Here is a 20,152-nt window from a genome sequence, read left to right as displayed (position 1 = left end):
CGCCGTGTCCTCGGCATCCCGGCAGCTCAGACACGGGGTGAGCCCGGGCGAGACGAGCGGTCCCACCGTGATGCGCGACGGCTCGATGGCGATCGGCAGATGCGAACGGTCGGTCCGGAGGAACGGCGCGAACTGCACGGCCGCGGCCGCGCCGGGGACGAGGAGGACGGCGACCGTGGTCGAGGCCGGTGCCTCGTCCGATGCGAGCGGGACCCCCTCGTCGGCCAGCGTCTCGCACAGCCGCCCCTCGGCGCGGGTGTCGGTGAGCCCGAGCGCGGAGACCCGGGCGGCGCGCGGGCGGACGGGCTCGTCCTGCAAGGCCGGTTCGAGGACGGCCAGTAGTCGGCGGGCGTCCTCCCGCGGTGCGCCCGCGCGATGGGCGACGACGTCGAAGGCGCTGCGCCGGAATCCTCGACGCATGCGGCTGAGGAGCCGTTCGACCCACGGCGCGGACGCGGGGATGCGGATGGCGGGGTCGTCGCCCACCTGGAGGGTCGTTCCGTCTCGCCAGAGCAGCGGCAGCGCGGGGTCGAGACGGGTCAGGGTCGTCGGGGTGAGCGGCACCTCTCGATTCTGCGGATCACCGAGGGAGCGCAGGTCGATTCGAGGGATCGGTGGAGAAGTCGGCGTTCCGCCCGAGGTCGGGGAGAAAGAGTGATCGTGCTCCCCGGCTCGGCTGAGAAGGACTCAGACCGGACGCCCGCCCTCCGGATCGTCGCCGTCGGGCGCCGCGTCGTCGCCTTCGGCGGGCGTCTGTTCTGAGAAGTCGTCGCCGTCCAGCAGGCGGGCAAGGGCCTCGTCGAACTCGTCGGCCTCCGGCTGCTCGCCGCGCTCAGCGGCCTGCAGGCGGGCGATCAGCGCTGTCGGGTCGTCGATGTCCTCTGCGGTGGGCATGAGGTCCGGGTAGTCCCACAGGGAGTCCCGGGCCGCGACACCGACCGCGTCGGTGACCGCACGCCACATGGCCGAGGCTTCACGGATGCGCCGTGGTCGGATCTTGAGCCCGACCAGCGCGCCCAGGGCATCCTCGGCAGGACCGCCGACCGCCCGCCGACGCCGTGCCGCCTCGGCGATCCTGCCGCCGTCCGGCAGCCGGGAGGTGGCGTCCGCGGTGACGACGTCGACCCACCCGTCGATCGTCGCGATGAGGTTCTCCAGCCGGGCGAGGGCTTCGCGCTGCGCCTCGGTCTGCGTGGGCAGCAGGGCGCCGCCCTCGATCGCCGCACGCAGCTCCTCGGGGTTCGAGGGGTCGAGGCGGCTCGCCACATCCTCCAGAGCGTCGACGTCGACCGTGACGCCCCGGGCGAAGTCGGTGATCTGCGCCATCACATGCAGGTGCAGCCACTTGGCGTGCCGGTACAGGCGGGCGTAGGCGAGCTCGCGTGTCGCCACGTAGAGGGCGATCTGATCCTGGGGGATCTCGAGCCCCTCCCCGAAAGCGGTGAGGTTCTGCGGGATCACGGCGGCCGTGCCCGCCGGCAGCACGGGGATGCCGACATCGCCGCCGGACACGACCTCGAGGGAGAGGTTGCCGAGCACCTGCCCGAACTGGGCGGCGAACACCGAGCCGCCCAGGCCGCGCATCAGGCGTCCCGCACCCTGCACCACGCCGCGCATCTCCTCCGGCACCTGGGTGTCGAGGGCAGCCGTCAGCGCGTCGGCGATGCTGGTGGACACGGGGTCCGCGATCTCCTTCCACACCGGGAGCGTCTTCTCGACCCATTCGCCGCGGGTCATCGCCACCGGCGGGTCCGCGAGCTCGGAGATGGTGGTCGCCTCGCCCAGCCAGAGGCCGGCGAGAGCGAACGAGTCGGCGAGGGAGGACCGCGAGCCGTCTCCGATGCCCTGGCCCTCGCGGTTCGCGATGTGCAGGGCCTGCCGCAGGGAGTTCTCCCACGGGTCGCCGCCGAAGGCGCCCTGGAGTTGCGCCATGATCGTCTGCATCATCGCCGGGTCGAAGGTGAAGCCGTCCATTCCCTGGAACGCGTCGCGCAGCGCCTCGGGGTCGATGTCTCCGCCGCCCTGGTTCGAGAGCATCCGTCGCAGGAACTCCTGGAAGTCCTCCGGGTTCGGTTCGTTGTCTGCCATGTCGCTCGCCCTCTCAGCACGTCTGAAGCCGTGGCATCTACGCTAGTCACAGGTTTCAGTGCGCGACCCCGAAGCGGGCAGATCGCTGTACGCCGCTCGCGAACGACGGAGGATTGCTGTGGAACGACCGCGCGCAGGGAAGCTCGGACTCGGTGTCTGGGCACTGGTGGTCGCGCTCGCCGCGCTCGCCGTCCTCACCTTCCTGCCGTCGCCGTATGTGATCCAGCGTCCCGGCCCCGTGTACGACACCCTCGGCACGGCGAAGAACGCCGACGGCGAGCAGGTCCCGCTCATCAGCGTCGACGGGACCGAGACGTACGAGACGGGCGGGACGCTCGACCTGACGACCGTCCAGGTTGTCGGCAACCGGGAACGGACGCCGAGCTGGTTCGAGCTCGCCCTCGCGTGGATGGACGCGTCGCGGGCCGTCGTGCCGCTGGACGCGGTGTTCCCCGAAGGCGTGACCACCGAGCAGCGGGACGAGCGGAACGCGATGCTCATGGTCGACTCGCAGCACGAGGCCACGGCCGCCGCGCTGAACGAGCTCGGCTACGACACCGGAGCCGAGGTCGTGGTGGTGGACGCCGTCGAAGGGTCGCCGGCCGACGGCCTGCTGCAGGCGGATGACGTGATCACCGCGATCGACGGCACGCCCGTCACCTCGGCGACTGCACTCCGCGAAGCCATCCAGGAGGCCGGCGGCGATCCGGTGGCACTCACGGTGCGCCGTGACGGCGACGAGCAGACGGTCGAGATCACGCCGGAGGAGCAGACCCAGGAAGGCACGACGTCGTGGCTCATCGGCATCACCCTGCGCACCGACTACGACTTCGAGGTCGACGTCACGATCCAGCTCGACAACGTCGGCGGCCCCAGCGCGGGGATGATGTTCGCCCTCGGGATCATCGACACCCTGACGCCGGGCGAGCTGAACGGCGGCAAGGAGGTCGCGGGCACCGGGACGATCGATGCCGAGGGGACCGTCGGCCCGATCGGCGGCATCCGCCAGAAGCTCTACGGTGCTCGCGACGCCGGTGCGGACTACTTCCTCGCGCCGGAGGCCAACTGCGATGAGGTCGTGGGGCACGTGCCGGACGGCCTGCAGGTCATCCGCACTGCGACCCTCGACGAATCGCTCGCGGCACTGGAGGTCATCGCCGAGGACGGCGACGTCGACGCCCTGCCGACCTGCGACGTCCCGGCCACCTGAGCCGGCGCGGGTCGTGACCCCGCCGTGACCGGTGTGACAGCCCGCCCACAGCGAGCGGTGCCTAGGATGGAGGGGTGACCTCGACCCCAGCCCAGCCCCCGGCCACGCCTCGAACCTCCCGACGCATCCTCGGAATCTCCCTGGTGATCATCGCCGCGCTCATCGCGGCGTTCTTCGTCTTCGCGTCGCTCTACACCGAATTCCTCTGGTTCGACCAGGTCGGGTTCACCGGCGTGCTCACCACGCAGTGGATCGCGACGGCGGTGATGTTCGTCATCGGCTTCCTCGGCATGGCGGTTCCGCTGTTCGTCGTCATCCAGCTCGCCTACCGGCTGCGTCCGGTCTACGTCCGGCTGAGCTCGCAGCTCGACCGCTACCAGGAGGTCATCGAGCCGCTGCGCCGCCTCGCGATGTGGGGCATGCCCATCTTCTTCGGCCTCTTCGCGGGGTTCGCGGCGGCCGGCAACTGGAAGACCGTGTGGCTCTGGGCCAACGGCGTCGCGACCGGTGAGGTCGACCCGCAGTTCAAGGTCGACACCGGGTTCTACATGTTCGCGATGCCGTTCTACTCGATCCTCCTCGCGTTCGTCTCGGCGGTCCTGCTGCTGAGCCTTCTCGTCACCGCGCTCGTGTCCTACCTCTACGGCTCCGTGCGCATCGGCCAGGGCGAGCTGCGCATCTCGAAGCCGGCCCGCATCCAGCTCGCGGTCATCGCGGGCCTGTACCTGCTCGTGCAGGCGGCGAGTCTGTGGCTGGACCGCTACAAGACCCTCGTCGAGCCGGACGACCGGATCACCGGTGCCGCCTACACGGGCGCCAACGCGACCATCCCCGGCCTCGGCATCCTCGCGATCATCGCCGCCGTCGTGGCCATCCTCTTCTTCGTCACGGCCGTCATCGGCCGCTGGCGCTTCCCGCTCGCGGCGACCGCGCTGCTGATCGTGGCCTCGCTCGTCATCGGCATCGGCTACCCCTGGGTGGTCACCACCTTCCAGGTGAAGCCGAACCAGAACGCCTATCAGGCCGAGTACTACCAGCGGAACATCGACGGCACGAAGGAGGCCTACGGCGTCGCCGACCTGGAGACCACGGCTTTCGAGGCCGAGACCGACGCCGAGGCGGGGCAGCTCCGCGCCGACGCCGAGACCACCGCATCGATCCGCATCATGGACCCGAAGGTCATCCCGCCGACGGTCCGCCAGCTCGAGCAGTATCGCGGCTACTACCAGTTCCAGACCAACATGGACGTCGACCGCTACGAGATCGACGGGGTGAAGCAGGACACGGTCGTCTCCGTTCGCGACCTCGACATGTCGGGTCTCGGCGACGGCGACAACTGGAACAACCGGGTCGCGGTCTACACGCACGGCTACGGCCTCGTCGCCGCGGCGGGCAACCAGCGCACGACCGACGGCGAGCCCGTCTTCCTCGAGCGCGGCATCCCCACCTCGGGCTTCCTGTCCGAGCAGGGTGACTTCGAGCCGCGGGTCTACTTCGGCGAGAACTCCCCGGAGTACTCCATCGTCGGCGCCCCGGAGGGGGCCGACCCGGTCGAGATCGACTACCCGCGGGGCAAGGACGGCTCGAGCGAGACGAAGACGACGTTCTCCGGGAACGGCGGGCCGAAGATCGGCGACAGCTTCACCAAGCTGCTCTACGCGCTCAAGTTCCAGTCGGAGCAGATCCTGTTCTCGAACCTCGTCAACGAGGACTCGCAGATCCTCTACGACCGCGACCCGACGACGCGCGTGCAGAAGGTCGCGCCGTACCTCGAGCTCGACAGCGACCCGTACCCGAGCGTCGTGGACGGCCGCATCGTCTGGATCGTGGACGGCTACACGACGAGCTCGACCTACCCGTACTCGACGAGCGTGAGCCTGTCCGACGCGATCGCCGACTCGAACGTCCCGACGCCGTCGCTCGCGATCGACGACATCAACTACATCCGCAACTCGGTCAAGGCCACGGTCGACGCCTACGACGGCTCGGTCACGCTGTACGCCTGGGACGAGGAGGACCCGGTCCTGAAGACCTGGCAGAAGGTCTACCCGTCCACCCTTAAGCCGATCAGCGAGATGTCCGGCGAGCTCATGAGCCACGTCCGGTACCCGACCGATCTGTTCAAGGTGCAGCGCGACATCCTCGGCATCTACCACGTCGACAAGGCCGGCTCGTTCGCCCAGCAGGACAATCGCTGGCAGACGCCGAACGACCCGCGCAGCGACGCGATGCTGCAGCCGCCGTATTACCTGACCATGCAGATGCCGGGTCAGGACGAACCGCGGTTCTCGATGTTCTCCACGTTCATCCCCGCCTCCCAGGGCGCGGGCGGCAGTCGTGACGTGCTGATGGGCTACCTCGCCGTCGACTCGGATGCCGGCGCCGAGAAGGGCGTGAAGGCCGAGGGGTACGGGCAGCTGCGCATGCTCGAGATCGACACCGACACCACGGTGCCCGGCCCCGGTCAGGTGCAGAACACCTACAACTCCGACACGGCCGTGGTCCCGCAGCTCAACCTGCTCCAGCAGGGGGAGTCCGAGGTCATCTACGGCAACCTGCTGACCCTGCCCGTCGGTGGCGGTCTGCTCTACGTCCAGCCGGTGTACGTGCAGTCGTCCGAGGGGACGCAGCTGCCGCGTCTGCAGAAGGTGCTCGTCGCCTTCGGTGACCGGGTGGCCTTCGAGAACACGCTCACGGAGGCGCTGGACACGCTGTTCGGCGGCGACTCCGGCGCGACCGGTGGGGACGACGAGGTCGAACCCACCGATCCGGGCACGACCGATCCCGACACCGGGGAGACGCCGACCACGCCGACGCCGACGGACGAGCAGGCCGATGCCCTGGCGAAGGCGCAGCAGGCGCTGCTCGATCGTCAGGCGGCTCTCGCCGAGGGCGACCTGGAGAAGTTCGGCGAGGCGGACAAGCGCCTCACCGCGGCCGTCGAGAAGCTCCTGGAGCTGGAGGCCACCGCGGGAGAGTGATCCTCCCCACGCACACGAAAGGGCACCCCCACGGGGTGCCCTTTCGCATTCCCGGCACCCGTGCGCCGGAAGCCGGTCCGCCGCATCAGGCACTCGCGCCGCTTCAGGCGACACCCTGCACGTGAGCCTGATTCCGCGCGGGTGCCTGCGTCCGCGTGCGGCGCGCCAGGACAGGCGGTCTCGCGGCAGCAGGCGGGCCCGCGAGATCAGGCGACCTCTGGGCAGGAAGCCTGAGTCGGCGTGAGTGCCTGAGTAGGCGGAGGGTTTTGTCCGGGACGGACCATCGCGCGCGGAGGGGGTGGCATGGGAGGGTGGAGGGAAACAGGGAGGGTGTCGTGGCTGAGCGCATCGTTGTGGGAGTGGTGGACACGTCGGCGGGACGACGGGCACTGGAGTGGGCGGCGCACCGCGCGCGGTCGCGGAAGGCCTCTCTGCTCCTCGCGAGCGTCGTCGGGGGAGCGGTCGGCGCCGTCGGGGAGGGCCCTGTGGTGGACGCCGCGATCGCGGCGGCGCGGAGTCTGCTGGAGGAGCACGCGGAGACGCTGAAGGATCAGGGCCTGGACGTCGACCTCGTCGTGCTCCGCGGCGACCCTGTCCGTCAGCTCGTGTCGACCACCGCGGGCGCGAACCTCCTCGTGATCGGAAGCGACTTCCGTCCGGATGACGCGGACAGCCCTCGGCGCGGCGCCCATGGGCTGCGCATCGTCGCCGACTCCTCCTGCCCCGTCGTGGTGATCCCCGACATCGAGACGAGCGACCGTCGCGGTGTCGTCGTCGGGGTGGACGGGTCTCCGATCTCGGAGGCTGCCGTCGCTTTCGCCGCTGCCGAGGCCGACCGTCTCGGCGAGCCCCTCGTCGCGGTGACGGTATGGACTCCCGTCCCCCTCCCGCGCGGAGCGAGGTCGTATCCCGAGCAGTACCTCTCCTCCATGCAGGAGCTGTCCGAGGAGACCCTCGCCGTCGCTCTCGGCGGATTGCGCTCGACCTATCCGGATCTCGAGATCGAGCCCCGGGTCGAACGCGGATACCCGTCCGAGGTCATCAACCGCGCCGCCGCCACCGCGAGCCTCGCCGTCGTCGGCTCGCACGGACGGGGGGCGGTCGCCCGCTTCCTGCTGGGCTCCATCAGCCACGAGGTGCTCGCGGCGCTCGTGGCGCCCACCGCCGTCGTGCGCTGACCGGGGGCCGCAGGCCTAGAGCGGGCTGGTCAGCACCTCGTGGAGCACGCGTCGGCTGTCGTCGCCGCCCGGCCCTGACCCGTCGGAGAGAGTCACCAGGGCCTTCCAGAGTGCCCAGCCGCGAGCCCGTCGCCAGGTCGCGGCGTCCAGGTCGACAGCGTCGCGGAACGCGTCGCGCGCGTCCCCGTCGAAGTACGTCCATGCCATGACGAGGTCGCAGGCGGGATCGCCGACGCCGCAGGTGCCGAAGTCGATCATCGCCGACAGGCGGCCGTCGCTGACGAGCAGGTTGCCCACGGCGACGTCGCCGTGGAACCAGACCGGCGAGGACTCCCACGCGCTGCTCGTCGCACCGACCCAGACGCTCCGGCAGAGTCCCGCGTCCACGGTGCCGTCCAGCCGCTGGAGCGCGGCGTGGACCTCATCGCTGTAGACGCTCGGATGCGAACCGCGGAAGAACGAGTGCCGCCCGGCCGCCGAACCCGCGTCCACGGGCAGGGACCTCACGGTGCGGAGAACTGTCCCGAGATCGGCGGCGAGGCGAACGCGATCGAGCCCCCCGGCGCGCTCGACGGTATCGCCGTCGAGCCATCGGCGGATCGACCACGGAAACGGGTAGCCCCGGCCGGGTTCCCCCAGCGCCACGACGGAGGGAACGGCGACGGGAAGCCTTCCGTCGAGGAACTCGAGCGCTCTGCTCTCCTTCTGCACGGCCGCGGCGTAGCCCTCGGCACGAGGAAGTCGCACCGACAACTCGTGACCGAGACGGAACGTCCTGTTGTCCCATCCCTGACGCGCCACGGCGCGGACGGGTAGGTGCGCCCAGCGGGGGAACTGCTCCGCGACGAGGTCGGCGACGAGCCGCTCATCGATGTCGACCGGTCGGTTCACCCCTCGATACTCGCAGAGGTCGGCTCCCGCCTTATGCGAAAGGCCCTCCGGCCTGGGATCACTCCCGGCCGGAGGGCCTTTCCTTTGTTGCGGGGACAGGATTTGAACCTGCGACCTCCGGGTTATGAGCCCGGCGAGCTACCGAACTGCTCCACCCCGCGGCACAAGAGATAACTTATCACGGATCCGGGGAGGCGTCGAATCGAGCGCGGCGCCGGCGGGTGCGAGAGGATGGCGTCATGTCTGAGAACACCGCCGTACCCGTCGCCGTGTGCCAGTTCGCCCCCACCGATTCCCGCGAGGCCAACCGGGAACGGATCGCGGAGCTGGCGACGGAGGCCGCACGGCTCGGGGCGAAGCTGATCGTGTTCCCTGAGTACTCGAGCTACTTCGTCGATCCGATGGACGAACGCCTCGCGGCCAATGCGGAGGATCTCGACGGCGAGTTCGTGACTGGACTGATCGGTCTGGCCGCGGAGCTCGCCGTCGTCATCGTCGCGGGCGTCACGGAGAAGGCCTCGGACGAGGGGCGCGTGCGCAACACGGTCGTCGCCGTGCGCGGCGACGGCATCCTCGCGGTCTACCGCAAGCAGCACCTCTACGACGCTTTCGGGCAGACCGAGTCGGACTGGGTGGAACCGGGAGACATCGGCGAGCCCGCGGTGTTCGAGGTCGGCGGACTGCGCTTCGGACTGATGACCTGCTACGACCTGCGGTTCCCCGAGGTGTCGCGGCTTCTCGCGGTCGCCGGCGCCGATGCGCTCGTGGTGCCGGCGGAGTGGGTGCGCGGACCGCTCAAGGAGCAGCACTGGACCACTCTGCTCGCGGCGCGCGCCATCGAGAACACGGTGTTCGTGATCGCCGCGGACCACCCGGCGCCGATCGGCGTGGGGCACTCACGCATCGTCGACCCGCAGGGGGTCGTCCGCGCGGGCATCGGGCCGGAGCCGGGAGTGGCCCTCGGGGTGGTCGACGGCGCGGCGATCGCCCGCGTCCGTGCGACCAATCCCTCGCTGCGGGCCCGTCGCTACGCTGTGGTGCCGCGCTGACCGGACCCGCTCACGTGTTCAGGCCGGCGAGGCGCGCCGCCGCCTCCTCGAGGACATCGATGCGCTTGCATGCAGCGAAACGCACGAGCCCCGCATACGCCGGACGCTGCGCGGGGGACACGAAGGCGGTCAGCGGGATCGCCACGACGCCGGCACGGTCCGGGAGGGCACGGCAGAAGGCCGCCGCATCGGCGCCGCCGAGGGCCGTCGCATCGGCCACCGTGAAGTAGCCGCCCTGCGGTGCGTGGACCGTGAAGCCGGCTGCGCGGAGCCCGTCGCCGAGGATCCCGTGCTTGCGGGCGAGCACGGCGGCCGCGTCCGTGAAGAACGCGTCGTCGAGGCGGAGCCCGACGGCGACGGCGGGCTGGAACGGGGCGCCGTTGACGTAGGTGAGGTACTGCTTGACGGTCAGGACGGCCGTGATGAGCGCGGCGGGACCGTGGACCCAGCCGATCTTCCACCCCGTGGTCGAGAAGGTCTTCCCCGCCGACGAGATCGTGAGGGTCCGCTCCGCGGCACCGGGCACGGTGGCGATCGGGACGTGCGGGGTGTGGAAGGTGAGGTGCTCGTAGACCTCGTCCGTGACGATCACGGCGTCGTGCCGCGCCGCCAAACGCACCACCTCACGGCGCACCTCCTCGTCGAAGACGGCTCCGGTGGGGTTGTGCGGGTCGTTGACGAGGATGATCCTGGTCCGGTCCGTGACGGCCTCCGCGAGCTGATCCAGGTCGGGCTGGAAATCGGGCGCGCGCAGCGGCACCGTCCGCAGGCGAGCACCCGCGAGCGCCACCGCCGCGGCGTACGAGTCGTAGTAGGGCTCGAAGACGACGACCTCGTCGTCCGGCCCGTCGATGAGGGCGAGCAGGGTCGCGGTGAGGGCCTCGGTGGCGCCGGCCGTCACGATGACCTCGGAGTCCGGGTCGACCGTCAGACCGTAGAAGCGCTGCTGATGCTCCGCGATGGCCAGAAGCAGATCGGGGAACCCGCGTCCCGGCGGGTACTGGTTGAGGCCGCCGGCGATCGCGTCGCAGGCGGCGGTGAGCACCGCCTCCGGGCCGTCCTCGTCGGGGAAGCCCTGGCCCAGATTGATCGAGCCGGTTCGGGCCGCCGCGGCGGACATCTCTGCGAAGATGGTGGGCGCGACGGAACCGTCCGCGTCGAGCAGACCGGCACCGGCCGCCGTGCGACGCCATGCGCCGGGGATGACACTCATGAAGAACAGGCTAAGGCCATAGCTGAAACTCAAGCTCGGCATAAGGAACGCACAGGGATGCGGGGCATCCTGGAGGAGCGTTGAAGGAGCACACCATGAACCAGGACAACCCGCAGGACCGCCCGGCACCGGCGTCGGACGACGCCGTGTCGGCCGCACAGAACCCCCAGACCCCGGAGACCGCGTCCGGTGCGTCGTCGCAGGCCGCCGACGGTACCCCCGTGGCCCCGGCTGCTTCCGCACCGGCCGCCCCGCAGGGACATCACATGCCGCCGACGTTCGCGTCGCACGCCGCCGGCGCCCCGACCGTGGCCCCCGTGCCGCACGGGCTGGCCGCGCCCGGACCGACCGCGGCCGGCGTCCCCGGCGCCGCATTCGGCGTCCCGGCGCAGGACACCCGCCCGCTCGACGGCACGGTGCCGCCGGCTGAGCCGGCCCCCGCCGCCACGAAGGAGAAGTCGCGCGGCGGCACCCGCGTCGCGGCGTTCATCGTCGCGGCCGCCCTCGTCGGTGGCGTCGCCGGCTTCGGTGGCGGCGCGCTGCTCACCGGGTTGCAGGACTCGCCGTCCTCCGGGTCGGCGCAGGGACCGCAGACCGTCACGGTGAACAACCCCGGCTCGGTCAACGAGACCACCGCGGTCGCGACCGAGGCTCTTCCCTCTGTCGTGACCATCGAAGTCGCCGGCTCCCAGGAGGCCGGCAGCGGCTCGGGCGTCATCATCAGCAAGGACGGCTACGTCCTCACCAACACGCACGTCGTCACGCTCGGCGGGGCGGCGGCGGACCCGACGATCCGGGTCACGACCTCCGATGGCCGCATCTACGAGGCGACCGTGGTCGGCACCGACCCCATCTACGATCTCGCGGTGATCAAGCTCACCGACGCCGAGGGCCTGACCCCGATCAAGTTCGCAGACTCGTCGAAGCTGAACGTCGGCGACACCGCCGTAGCTCTCGGCGCCCCGCTGGGACTGGCGAACTCGGTCACCACCGGCATCGTGAGCGCACTGAACCGCAGCATCCAGATCGCCTCCTCCGCTCTGCCGGACTCCTCGTCCGAGGATGCCCCGCAGGAGCAGGCGCCGGAGGACGGCCAGGGCGAGGGGCCGTTCCAGTTCGATCTCCCCGGCAACAGCGGGCAGCAGGCCACCGAGTCGATCTCGATCGCAGTGATCCAGACGGACGCGGCGATCAACCACGGCAACTCGGGTGGGGCCCTCGTCAACAGCAAGGGCGAGCTGATCGGCATCAACGTCGCGATCGCGAGCTCGGGCAGCTCCGAGGAGTCGGGCTCGATCGGCATCGGCTTCGCCATCCCGTCGAACATCGCCGAGCGCGTCGCGGACGAGATCATCGCCGACGGCGCGGCCACCCACGGCCTGCTGGGCGCGTCGGTCCGTGATGCCTCCGGCGTCGAGGGCGCGACCGAGGCCGGTGCGTACATCGCCGAGGTCACCGACGGGGGTGCGGCCGCGGCTGCCGGCCTCCAGGCCGGCGACGTCGTGACGAGCTTCAACGGGGTGCCCATCACGAGCGCGACCGACCTGACCGCGCAGGTGCGCGCGGCGGCGGCCGACAGCAAGGCCGACGTGACCTACGTCCGCAACGGCAAGCAGAGTGAGATCGAGGTGACGCTCGGCACGCTCGCCGGCTGATCCCGACGGTCAGAGAAGGACGCCACCCGCGCGATAGGCTCGCCGGGTGGCGTCCTTCTCTTTCGGCACCGGCAACGCGGCCAAGCTGCTCCGGATCCCGCTGTACGCCCTCGGTCGTCTCGGCACCCTCGTCGTGCCGCGCGGTCGGCGCTGGGTCTTCGGATGCGGCGCCGGCGTCGGCGACGGTGCTCTGGCTTTGCAGCAGTATGCGGCAGGGGAGGGGCATGACACCCTCTGGCTGACCGGATCGGCGCGCGAAGCGGCCGACGCCGAGGCCCTCGGCCTGCGGACCGTCCCGCGGGGCGGGCTCCGCGGATGGTGGGCGACCGCGCGCGCCGGCGTGCTGATCGTGACGCACGGCCTCGGCGACGTGAACCGCTACGGCAGCGGTGGCGCCTTCGTCGTGCAGCTCTGGCACGGCATCCCGCTCAAGCGCATCGGCCTCGACTCGCCGGCCACAACGCAGGTGCCCGCCGTCCCCGGCGCCCCGATCCTCCGGCGCCTCGTCGGGCTGCTGTACCGCGGCGCCGCGCGGCGGATCCGCGTGCTCCCCGCCGCCTCGCACCGGGCTAGGGCGCGCCTCGAGTCCGCGTTCGGGCTGAGCGACGACCGGGTCGTGGTCACGGGCGAGCCGCGCGTCGATGTGCTCTCCCTCGGCACGCCCCAGGAACGCCGCGCGCATGCACGGGCCCTGCTCGTGGAGGCCGTGGGCGCGATCGGCGACGCCCGACGACTGGTCCTCTACGCGCCGACGTGGCGGGACGGCGCCCCCGACCCCTCCGTGCCGACGGCCGAGGAATGGATGCAGATCATCCGGGTGCTGGAGGAGCACGACGCCGTCCTCCTCGTGCGTTCGCATCCGCTCGGTGACGGCAGCTACACGCCGCCGCTGCCGACGGCGCGAGTGCGCGCGCTGCCCAGCACGGTCGTCAGCGACGTCACTCCGGTGCTGGCCGCGGTCGACGTCCTCATCACCGACTACTCCTCGCTCGCCTACGACGTGGGACTCCTCGACATGCCGGTCGTCTTCCTCGCACCCGATGTGAGGGAGTACGCCCGCACCCGCGGCTTCTACGGGCGCTTCGAGGAGGTCGCCGCTTCAGGCGTCGCGACGGGATGGGAGGCGGCGCTCGTCCGGCTGGCGTCGCTTCTCGGCGACCCCGCCGCGTTCGACGAGGCTGCCCGACGTTCCGCTACGCTCAGCGCGGAGATGCACGCGTTCCGTGATGGTCAGAACACTCGTCGGGTATACCGGACGATCCGCGCGCGGGGGATCCCCGCGCCGAAGGGAGCAGCATGACGACGGCCCGCATCGATGACACGGCACAGGCGCTGGTCATCGCAGGGACCGGGCAGCGTCCGGAGAGTGCCGAGCTCGCCGGACCGCGGGCGCGGGTGGAGGCCCGCGTCACCGGCGGGGGGAAGACCTGGAAGGCGACGTTCGCGCTCCGCGCATCCCGGTGGGGTGGCCCGGAGCTGCCCCTGCCATCAGGCGAGTACGAGCTGCGCATCGGCGGCGCCGATCTGTCGGAGCTGCGTCTCGCGCCGGTCGTGCTCCCGGGAGTGCGGATCGCCGTCGATGGTGCGGTCGTCCGCATCGCGGCACCCGTCGATCCCGTGTATGACACGGCAGAAGGGCGCTCGACGCTCGAGGAGCGCTATGTGGCGCAGACCGGCGGGACGGAGAACGCCGTGTTCTTCGAGAGCTTCTACGGCCGAAGCGTCGGGTGCAACCCCCGCGCCATCGATCGGGAGCTGGCGCGGCGTGCTCCGCAGGTGCGCCGGTACTGGAGCGTCGCCGATCTCTCGGTCGAGGTGCCGGACGGCGCGATAGCGGTCATCGAGGGCAGCCCGGAATGGTGGCGCGCCCGCGGTGCTGCTCGACTGCTCATCGTGAACGACTGGCTGCGCCGTCGCTTCGCGCGCAAGCCCGGACAGAAGGTGCTGCAGACCTGGCACGGCACGCCCCTCAAGCGTCTGGCGCTGCACCGCCCGGGGTTCGACCCCCGGCGGATGGCGGCGGTGGTCAAGGAGTCCCGGCGGTGGGACGTGCTGCTGGCGCAGAACACCTACTCCGCGCGCATCCTCCGCAAGGCCTACGCGTTCTTCGGGCGGCCGATCTGGGTCGACGGCTACCCCCGCAACGATGCGCTGCGCACCGGGGATCCGGTCGCCGTGCGCGCGGCGCTCGGCATCGGCGCCGACGAACGCGTGCTGCTCTACGCCCCGACGTGGCGTGACGACCGTGCGGAGATGGTCGACTTCGTCGATCCGGAACTCCTGGCGCGGCAGACCAACGCCGTCGTGCTCGTGCGCGGTCACTCGCGCACGCTGGGGGAGGGCAGGGACCGTGCCGGCGCGCGGGTGATCGACGTGACGGGATACCCCGAGACGTCGCAGCTCCTGCTCGCCGCCGACGCCCTCGTCACGGACTACTCCTCCGTCATGTTCGACTTCTCGGTGACCGGCAAGCCGATGTACTTCCTCGTGCCCGACCTCGACCACTATCGCGGTCAGCTCCGCGGGTTCTACTTCGATCTCGCGGAACGCGCGCCGGGCCCGCTGGTCCGTACGCAGGACGAGCTCGTGGCCGCGCTGGACGACCAGGGGCACCGGGAACGGTACGCGGAACGCTATGCCGCGTGGCAGCGGCAGTTCAACGCGCTCGACGACGGCCGGGCCGCGCAGCGGGTGGTCGACCGGATCCTCGACCTCGGATTCGTCACCCCGTAGCCGTCCGCGTTCAGGGCAGGGGAGTGTTCCGCGTGCCGAGCCGCGATGCGTCCACCGTGTCGCCGGCTCCGCGCAGCACGCCGCCGAGGAAGCCGAGGCCCCACGAGAGGTGCATCGTGGGCAGCACGAGGAGCGTCCACAGGCGTTGCCGCAGGCCACCCCCGCCCGGCGAGAGAGCCACGCCGACCACGAGCAGGACGTAGAGCGCGAGCGGGACGTAGACCAGGCCAGAGGCGATGAGCGAGGCGGTGCCGGACACCGCGCCGGTGAGCTGCAGGATGCCGAGGACGACGGCGAGCACGACGAACAGCAGGAGCACCGGCGGGGCGAAGTAGCGCAGACTGTTGCGGCGGCCGAAGCGGCGCACCAGCTCCCCTCGCCAGGCACCGGTCGCGCGGAACTGTCTGGCCAGTCGCAGCCAGCTCTCCCGCGGCCAGTAGGTCACCGACAGCTCGGGATCGAACCACACCCGGTGGCCGGCCTGACGGATGCGCAGGTTCAGCTCCCAGTCCTCGCCGCGGCGGATCGTCTCGTCGAACAAGCCGACCTCATCGAGCACCTCCCGCCGCATCACGCCGAGGTAGGCGGATTCCGCCTCGCCCTCGACGCGGCCACCGTGATACGCGCCGCCGCCCAGGCCGACGGGGGAGTTGTACAACCGGGCGACGGCCTTCTGGAAGGGAGTCCGACCCTCGGCGTGCATCACGCCGCCGACGTTGGCCGCCCCCGTGCGCTGCAGCGTCTGCAGGGCACGGGCCGCGTAGCCGGGGGCGAGCTCGGAGTGCGCATCGACCCGGATGACGGTGGGGTAGCGGCTGGCCCGGATCGCGGCGTTGAGTCCGACCGGGATGTGCGCGGCGGGGTTGTCCACGAGGCGTATCCGGTCGTCGGCAGCGGCCAGTCGGCGGGCGAGGGCCGTGGTGCCGTCCGACGACGGTCCCAGCGCGAGGACGAGCTCGGCCGGAACCCCGACCTCCTGAGCGAGCACCGACGCGACCGCGTGCTCCAGGTAGGCGCGTTCGTTGAGCACCGGCATCACGAAGGACACCCCGGTGACGGGGGCGGGGGATCCGTTGGCTGGCACACGTCGATCATGTCACGCCGCTCCTGCCCCGCTCTCCCAGGCAGAGCGCCGTCGTCGCGGCTCAGCGGGGGCCGCGAGCGGACGAACTATCCTGAAGGGATGGGTGCACTGTCTGACGCGAAGAAGGCATACCGTCTCCTGCGGCGGGCGCTCGCTTCGCGCTCCGCGGTGCAGCGTGTCCGCCGCCGGCTGGCGGATCAGGCGCCGTACCCGGCAGATCACTTCCGGGTCGCCGTGTACTTCGCCGACGGTGCGGTCAACATGTACCAGATGCGGCAGTGGTACCGCCCGCTGGCCGCGCTCGCCGAGCGGTGGCCCGTGGTGGTCCTCGCGCGCCAGGCGACCGGCGCGGAGAAGCTGCTGGAGGAGGACGGCCCGCCCGTCGCGTTCGTGCCGAAGGTGCGCGACCTCGAGCGATTCCTCGCCACACAGGACATCCGGGTGGTCCTCTACGTGAATCAGAACACCCGTAACTTCCAGATGTTCCGGTACGGCCGTCGCTGGCATGTGTTCATCAACCACGGCGAGTCCGACAAGATGTACATGACCACGAATCAGTACAAGGCCTATGACTACGCCTTCGTCGCCGGTCAGGCGGCCAGGGATCGGCTGTCGCGGACGCTGTGGGACTACGACGTGGAGAGCCGGACCATCGAGATCGGACGCCCCCAGGCGGACCACTACTCCGGCTCGCTCCCGTATACGCCGGACGACCGTCTCGTCGTCCTCTACGCCCCGACGTGGGAAGGCGATCGTCCCAGCGCGCATTACGGCTCCATCGCCTCGCACGGCGAGCGCCTGGTGGCGCGACTGCTCGCGACGGGCGAGCACCGGGTCATCTACCGCCCGCACCCGCGCAGCGGTGTCGTCGACGAGGCCTACGGGGCGGCGCATCGCCGCATCGTCGCGGCCATCGCCGCCGCGAACGCCGCCGACCCGACCGCGCAGCACGTGTACGACGACGGCCCCGAGCTCGGCTGGCAGCTCGCCGCCGCCGACGTCGCCGTCGTGGACATCTCGGCCATGGTGTACGACCGCCTCGCGGCGGGAAAGCCGCTCATGATCACGCGCCCGGTCGACGAAGAGGCCGCCGTCGACACCACCGGCTACCTCTCCGACTGCGAATGGCTGTCCGCGGAGGCGGCGGACGACATCGTCGCCGAGGTCGAGCGCGTACGGGAGGACGAAGCGGCCGTCGCGCGACTGCAGATGTGGGTGCGCCACTACTTCGGCGACACGACCCCCGGCGTGGCGACGCAGAAGTTCCACGCCGCCGTCGACCGGCTCATGGGGGAGTGGGAGCGGTGGCGCGACCGGGAGATCGGTGCCGTCCGCGGTGATGCGGACGATGACGACGACGAGGCGGACGACGAGGACGCATGAGCAGCGACTTCCCGCGCTCCGCTGCGCTCCTACCACGTCTCGAGGTCGTCGACGCGACCGGCTCGACGAACGCCGACCTCCGGGGAAACGCGGACGACGCCGACGCCTGGCCGCACCTCTCGGTCCTCCTGACCCGGCACCAGACGGCCGGACGGGGGCGGCTGGATCGCCGGTGGATCGCCCCGGCGGGTTCGGCGCTCGCGGTGAGCGTCCTCCTCCGCGATCTGCCTGCCGAGCCGGCAGCGCGAGGCTGGATCCCGCTCGCCGCCGGGGCGGCCATGGCCGAGGCCGTCGCCGCACAGCTTCCTGAGGCCACCGTCGTCCTCAAGTGGCCGAACGACGTCCTCGTCGACGGCCGGAAGATCTGCGGCATCCTCGCCGAGGCGACGCCGACGGCCGTGATCGTCGGGGCGGGCGTCAACACCGCCATGACCGCGACCCAGCTTCCGGTTCCCACGGCCACCTCCTTCGCGGTACAGGGGGTCGTCGTCGACGAGGACGAGCTGCTCCGTTCCTACGTGTCGGCGCTCGACGGTCACCTCCGCGCGCTCGCCGCGGCGGACGACGCGACCGCGAGCGGTCTGCATGCGGCGGTGACCGCGCGGTGCGCGACGGTCGGACAAGCCGTGCGCGTCTCGCTCCCCGCCGGGTCCCTGCTCGAGGGCGTGGCCGTCGGCATCGACGACGAGGGGCGTCTGCTCGTCGCGGCGGAGGGGACGGTGCACGCGGTCTCCGCGGGTGACGTCGTGCACGTCCGGCCCGCGTGACGCGGGGACACGCCGTCCCGCGGACGGTGTTGTCGGCGATCGCGGGCACAATGGGGGTGTGACCCAGCCCGTGACGCTCGGCGGACGCCCGCTGATGCCGCCGCCCGGCACTCCCGCCGAGGAGCTGCTCATCGCGCGCTTCCGCGGCCACGCTCGCCGGCTCTTCTGGTCGGCGCTCGTGCTCATCGCCGCCTTCGGGGCCACCGCCTACTTCTACGGCAACCTTCCGGCCGGGTTCGAGGACTGGATGCTGCTCGCCGCCGCCGGAGTCGTCGTCCTCGTCGCCGTCGTGATCCCCTTCATCGTCTGGTACTCGCGGACGACGACGATCACGACCCGACGTGTCATCGCAGCCCAGGGCTTGGGCGCGCGCAACCGCCGCGAGATGTCGCATGCCCGCGGCTATACGATCGGTGTCCGCCGGGGTCCGCTGCAGCGGATGTGGGGCTGCGGGACCATCACGCTCTCGAACGGCGTGGACGCACCTCTCCGTCTCGTGAACGTCCCGAACGTCACCCTCGTGCACGAGACGCTCGCAGATCAGATCGAGGTCGGGCAGATCCTCGCCCATCGCGACGCGCAGGCGAGCGGCGACGAGATCGCCTGAGCGCGAACTCACGGCCGCCTCGCGGCCCGTTCGCTTCGCCGTTCCCCGGACCGGTGAGCGTGCGGAAGAATGGGCATGACGAATGGAGGCGGCACATGGCGCTGCGTGTGGGCGTGATCGGCGGAGGACAGCTGGCACGGATGATGATCGCTCCGGCGGTCGAGCTCGGTCTCGAACTGCGGGTGCTCGCCGAGGAGGAGGGCATGGCCGCGGGCCTGGCCGCCACAGCGGTCGGCGACTACCGGGACCTCGACACCGTGCGCGCCTTCGCCGCCGACGTCGACGTCCTCACCTTCGACCACGAGCATGTGCCGCAGGAAGTGCTCCGCGCCCTCGTCGCCGAGGGGATCGCGGTGCATCCCGGACCGGATGCCCTCCAGTTCGCCCAGGACAAGCTCGTCATGCGCGCCCGCTTGGCGGAGCTCGGCGTGCCGCAGCCGGAGTGGGCGCCGGTCCGTTCCGCCGATGACCTGCAGCGCTTCCTCGACGAGCACGACGGTGCCGCGGTGGTCAAGACGCCGCGGGGCGGGTACGACGGCAAGGGCGTGCGGGTCGTGCGGTCCGGTGCTGAGGCGCAGGACTGGCTCGATGCGCTCGAGGGCTCCGACGCCCTGCTCGCCGAGGAGCTCGTCCCCTTCGTCCGTGAGCTCGCCCAGCAGGTCGCGCGCCGACCTGGAGGAGAGATGATCCCGTATCCGGTCGTCGAGACCGTGCAACGCGATGGCGTCTGCGCCGAGGTGATCGCCCCGGCGCCCGCGGCGACCGAGCGTCTCGCCGAGGTCGCCGAGGACATCGGTCGTCGCATCGCGGAGGGTCTCGGCGTGACCGGGATGCTCGCGGTCGAGCTCTTCGAGACGGACGACGAGCGCATCCTCGTGAACGAGCTCGCGATGCGTCCGCACAACAGCGGGCACTGGAGCCAGGACGGCGCCGTCACCGGGCAGTTCGAGCAGCACCTGCGTGCCGTGGCGGACCTGCCGCTGGGGGACACTCGACCTCGTGCGTCCTGGGCGGTCATGGTGAACATCCTCGGAGGGCCCGCAGAGGGCACGCTGGGGGACCGTTTCGAGGCGGCGATGGCCGCGCACCCGGACGCCAAGATCCACACGTACGGCAAGGCACCGCGCCCCGGTCGTAAGGTGGGCCACGTCAACGTCGCCGGGGACGATCTCGACGACGCGGTGTACGTGGCCAGGGCCGCCGCGGCCGCTTTCGTCTGAGTATTCCCGCGGCGGCGCACGAGAAAAGACGTGTGCCGCTCGGGTGTTCTCCCAGCGCGAGACCGTAGCCTGATCTGGTGACCGAGCCACTGC

General features: G+C 71.1%; 15 protein-coding genes and 1 tRNA gene. 11 read left to right on the top strand and 5 right to left on the bottom strand.

Features of this window, described 5'->3' with window-relative positions:
* Positions 1–687: 687 nt before the first annotated feature.
* Positions 688–2,088 (bottom strand): zinc-dependent metalloprotease, encoded by a 1,401-nt coding sequence (locus tag KVS71_RS15425; RefSeq protein ID WP_105949532.1) that lies wholly within the window; start codon positions 2,086–2,088, stop codon positions 688–690.
* Positions 2,089–2,206: 118 nt separating this feature from the next.
* On the opposite strand from KVS71_RS15425, the gene KVS71_RS15420 reads away from it, so the two are divergent.
* The 3 genes from KVS71_RS15420 to KVS71_RS15410 all read left to right on the top strand — a co-directional run bounded on the left by KVS71_RS15420 (position 2,207) and on the right by KVS71_RS15410 (position 7,457).
* Positions 2,207–3,298: a PDZ domain-containing protein gene (locus KVS71_RS15420; RefSeq protein WP_082750132.1), complete on the top strand. Its 1,092-nt coding sequence runs from the start codon at positions 2,207–2,209 to the stop codon at positions 3,296–3,298.
* Between the two features lie 74 nt (positions 3,299–3,372).
* Positions 3,373–6,279 carry a UPF0182 family protein gene (locus KVS71_RS15415; protein WP_217584961.1) on the top strand — a complete coding sequence of 969 codons (2,907 nt, stop codon included), beginning with the start codon at positions 3,373–3,375 and terminating at the stop codon, positions 6,277–6,279.
* A 335-nt stretch (positions 6,280–6,614) separates the two neighbouring features.
* Positions 6,615–7,457: a universal stress protein gene (locus tag KVS71_RS15410; RefSeq protein WP_060922960.1), complete on the top strand. Its 843-nt coding sequence runs from the start codon at positions 6,615–6,617 to the stop codon at positions 7,455–7,457.
* Between the two features lie 15 nt (positions 7,458–7,472).
* Here the strand turns inward: KVS71_RS15410 and KVS71_RS15405 are convergent, their stop codons facing one another.
* Both KVS71_RS15405 and KVS71_RS15400 read right to left on the bottom strand, forming a co-directional pair.
* The gene (locus KVS71_RS15405; protein ID WP_144880865.1) at positions 7,473–8,348 is read right to left on the bottom strand and encodes an aminoglycoside phosphotransferase family protein; all 876 of its coding nucleotides are present in this window, start codon (positions 8,346–8,348) and stop codon (positions 7,473–7,475) included.
* 87 nt (positions 8,349–8,435) lie between these two features.
* Positions 8,436–8,509: transfer RNA gene (locus KVS71_RS15400), tRNA-Met, on the bottom strand.
* 78 nt (positions 8,510–8,587) lie between these two features.
* Between KVS71_RS15400 and KVS71_RS15395 the strand changes: the two genes are divergently transcribed.
* Positions 8,588–9,397: a carbon-nitrogen hydrolase family protein gene (locus KVS71_RS15395; RefSeq protein WP_144880866.1), complete on the top strand. Its 810-nt coding sequence runs from the start codon at positions 8,588–8,590 to the stop codon at positions 9,395–9,397.
* A gap of 10 nt (positions 9,398–9,407) precedes the next feature.
* Here KVS71_RS15395 and KVS71_RS15390 read toward each other — a convergent pair whose 3' ends face one another.
* Entirely contained in the window at positions 9,408–10,610 is a 1,203-nt protein-coding gene (locus tag KVS71_RS15390; RefSeq protein WP_105949536.1) for an aminotransferase class I/II-fold pyridoxal phosphate-dependent enzyme, read from the bottom strand.
* 95 nt (positions 10,611–10,705) lie between these two features.
* On the opposite strand from KVS71_RS15390, the gene KVS71_RS15385 reads away from it, so the two are divergent.
* Genes KVS71_RS15385 through KVS71_RS15375 form a run of 3 tightly spaced genes read left to right on the top strand, consistent with a single transcriptional unit; the run spans position 10,706 to position 14,998 of the window.
* Entirely contained in the window at positions 10,706–12,265 is a 1,560-nt protein-coding gene (locus KVS71_RS15385) for a S1C family serine protease (RefSeq protein ID WP_105950771.1), read from the top strand.
* A 46-nt stretch (positions 12,266–12,311) separates the two neighbouring features.
* On the top strand, positions 12,312–13,565 hold the full coding sequence (locus tag KVS71_RS15380; RefSeq protein ID WP_217584960.1) for a CDP-glycerol glycerophosphotransferase family protein: 1,254 nt from the start codon (positions 12,312–12,314) through the stop codon (positions 13,563–13,565).
* Complete coding sequence (locus KVS71_RS15375; protein WP_060922783.1) at positions 13,562–14,998, top strand: CDP-glycerol glycerophosphotransferase family protein; 1,437 nt, start codon at positions 13,562–13,564, stop codon at positions 14,996–14,998. The genes KVS71_RS15380 and KVS71_RS15375 overlap by 4 nt, the downstream gene beginning before the upstream one ends.
* Positions 14,999–15,008: 10 nt before the next feature.
* Here KVS71_RS15375 and KVS71_RS15370 read toward each other — a convergent pair whose 3' ends face one another.
* A complete protein-coding gene (locus tag KVS71_RS15370; protein WP_254635835.1) occupies positions 15,009–16,034 on the bottom strand; it encodes a glycosyltransferase in 1,026 nt (341 codons plus the stop codon).
* A 147-nt stretch (positions 16,035–16,181) separates the two neighbouring features.
* Here KVS71_RS15370 and KVS71_RS15365 point away from each other — a divergent pair, with 147 nt between their 5' ends.
* The 4 genes from KVS71_RS15365 to KVS71_RS15350 all read left to right on the top strand — a co-directional run bounded on the left by KVS71_RS15365 (position 16,182) and on the right by KVS71_RS15350 (position 20,059).
* Positions 16,182–17,465: a CDP-glycerol glycerophosphotransferase family protein gene (locus KVS71_RS15365; protein WP_060922784.1), complete on the top strand. Its 1,284-nt coding sequence runs from the start codon at positions 16,182–16,184 to the stop codon at positions 17,463–17,465.
* Entirely contained in the window at positions 17,462–18,232 is a 771-nt protein-coding gene (locus tag KVS71_RS15360; RefSeq protein ID WP_060922785.1) for a biotin--[acetyl-CoA-carboxylase] ligase, read from the top strand. The genes KVS71_RS15365 and KVS71_RS15360 overlap by 4 nt, the downstream gene beginning before the upstream one ends.
* Positions 18,233–18,326: 94 nt before the next feature.
* Entirely contained in the window at positions 18,327–18,839 is a 513-nt protein-coding gene (locus KVS71_RS15355) for a PH domain-containing protein (protein WP_217584993.1), read from the top strand.
* Between the two features lie 95 nt (positions 18,840–18,934).
* Positions 18,935–20,059: a 5-(carboxyamino)imidazole ribonucleotide synthase gene (locus KVS71_RS15350; RefSeq protein ID WP_060922787.1), complete on the top strand. Its 1,125-nt coding sequence runs from the start codon at positions 18,935–18,937 to the stop codon at positions 20,057–20,059.
* Positions 20,060–20,152: the final 93 nt, after the last annotated feature.

Origin of the sequence: Microbacterium sp. GbtcB4, from assembly GCF_019091465.1 — a bacterium.
Classification (GTDB): domain Bacteria; phylum Actinomycetota; class Actinomycetes; order Actinomycetales; family Microbacteriaceae; genus Microbacterium; species Microbacterium paraoxydans.
This window is presented reverse-complemented; position numbering and strand designations above follow the sequence as displayed.

Excerpts from the sequence above, each read along its gene's own strand:
- KVS71_RS15425 (WP_105949532.1), bottom strand. The coding sequence starts at position 2,088 with ATGGCAGACAACGAACCGAACCCGGAGGACTTCCAGGAGTTCCTGCGA.
- KVS71_RS15395 (WP_144880866.1), top strand. The coding sequence starts at position 8,588 with ATGTCTGAGAACACCGCCGTACCCGTCGCCGTGTGCCAGTTCGCCCCC.
- KVS71_RS15390 (WP_105949536.1), bottom strand. The coding sequence starts at position 10,610 with ATGAGTGTCATCCCCGGCGCATGGCGTCGCACGGCGGCCGGTGCCGGT.
- KVS71_RS15385 (WP_105950771.1), top strand. The coding sequence starts at position 10,706 with ATGAACCAGGACAACCCGCAGGACCGCCCGGCACCGGCGTCGGACGAC.
- KVS71_RS15375 (WP_060922783.1), top strand. The coding sequence starts at position 13,562 with ATGACGACGGCCCGCATCGATGACACGGCACAGGCGCTGGTCATCGCA.
- KVS71_RS15370 (WP_254635835.1), bottom strand. The coding sequence starts at position 16,034 with ATGCCGGTGCTCAACGAACGCGCCTACCTGGAGCACGCGGTCGCGTCG.
- KVS71_RS15365 (WP_060922784.1), top strand. The coding sequence starts at position 16,182 with ATGGGTGCACTGTCTGACGCGAAGAAGGCATACCGTCTCCTGCGGCGG.
- KVS71_RS15360 (WP_060922785.1), top strand. The coding sequence starts at position 17,462 with ATGAGCAGCGACTTCCCGCGCTCCGCTGCGCTCCTACCACGTCTCGAG.
- KVS71_RS15355 (WP_217584993.1), top strand. The coding sequence starts at position 18,327 with ATGCCGCCGCCCGGCACTCCCGCCGAGGAGCTGCTCATCGCGCGCTTC.
- KVS71_RS15350 (WP_060922787.1), top strand. The coding sequence starts at position 18,935 with ATGGCGCTGCGTGTGGGCGTGATCGGCGGAGGACAGCTGGCACGGATG.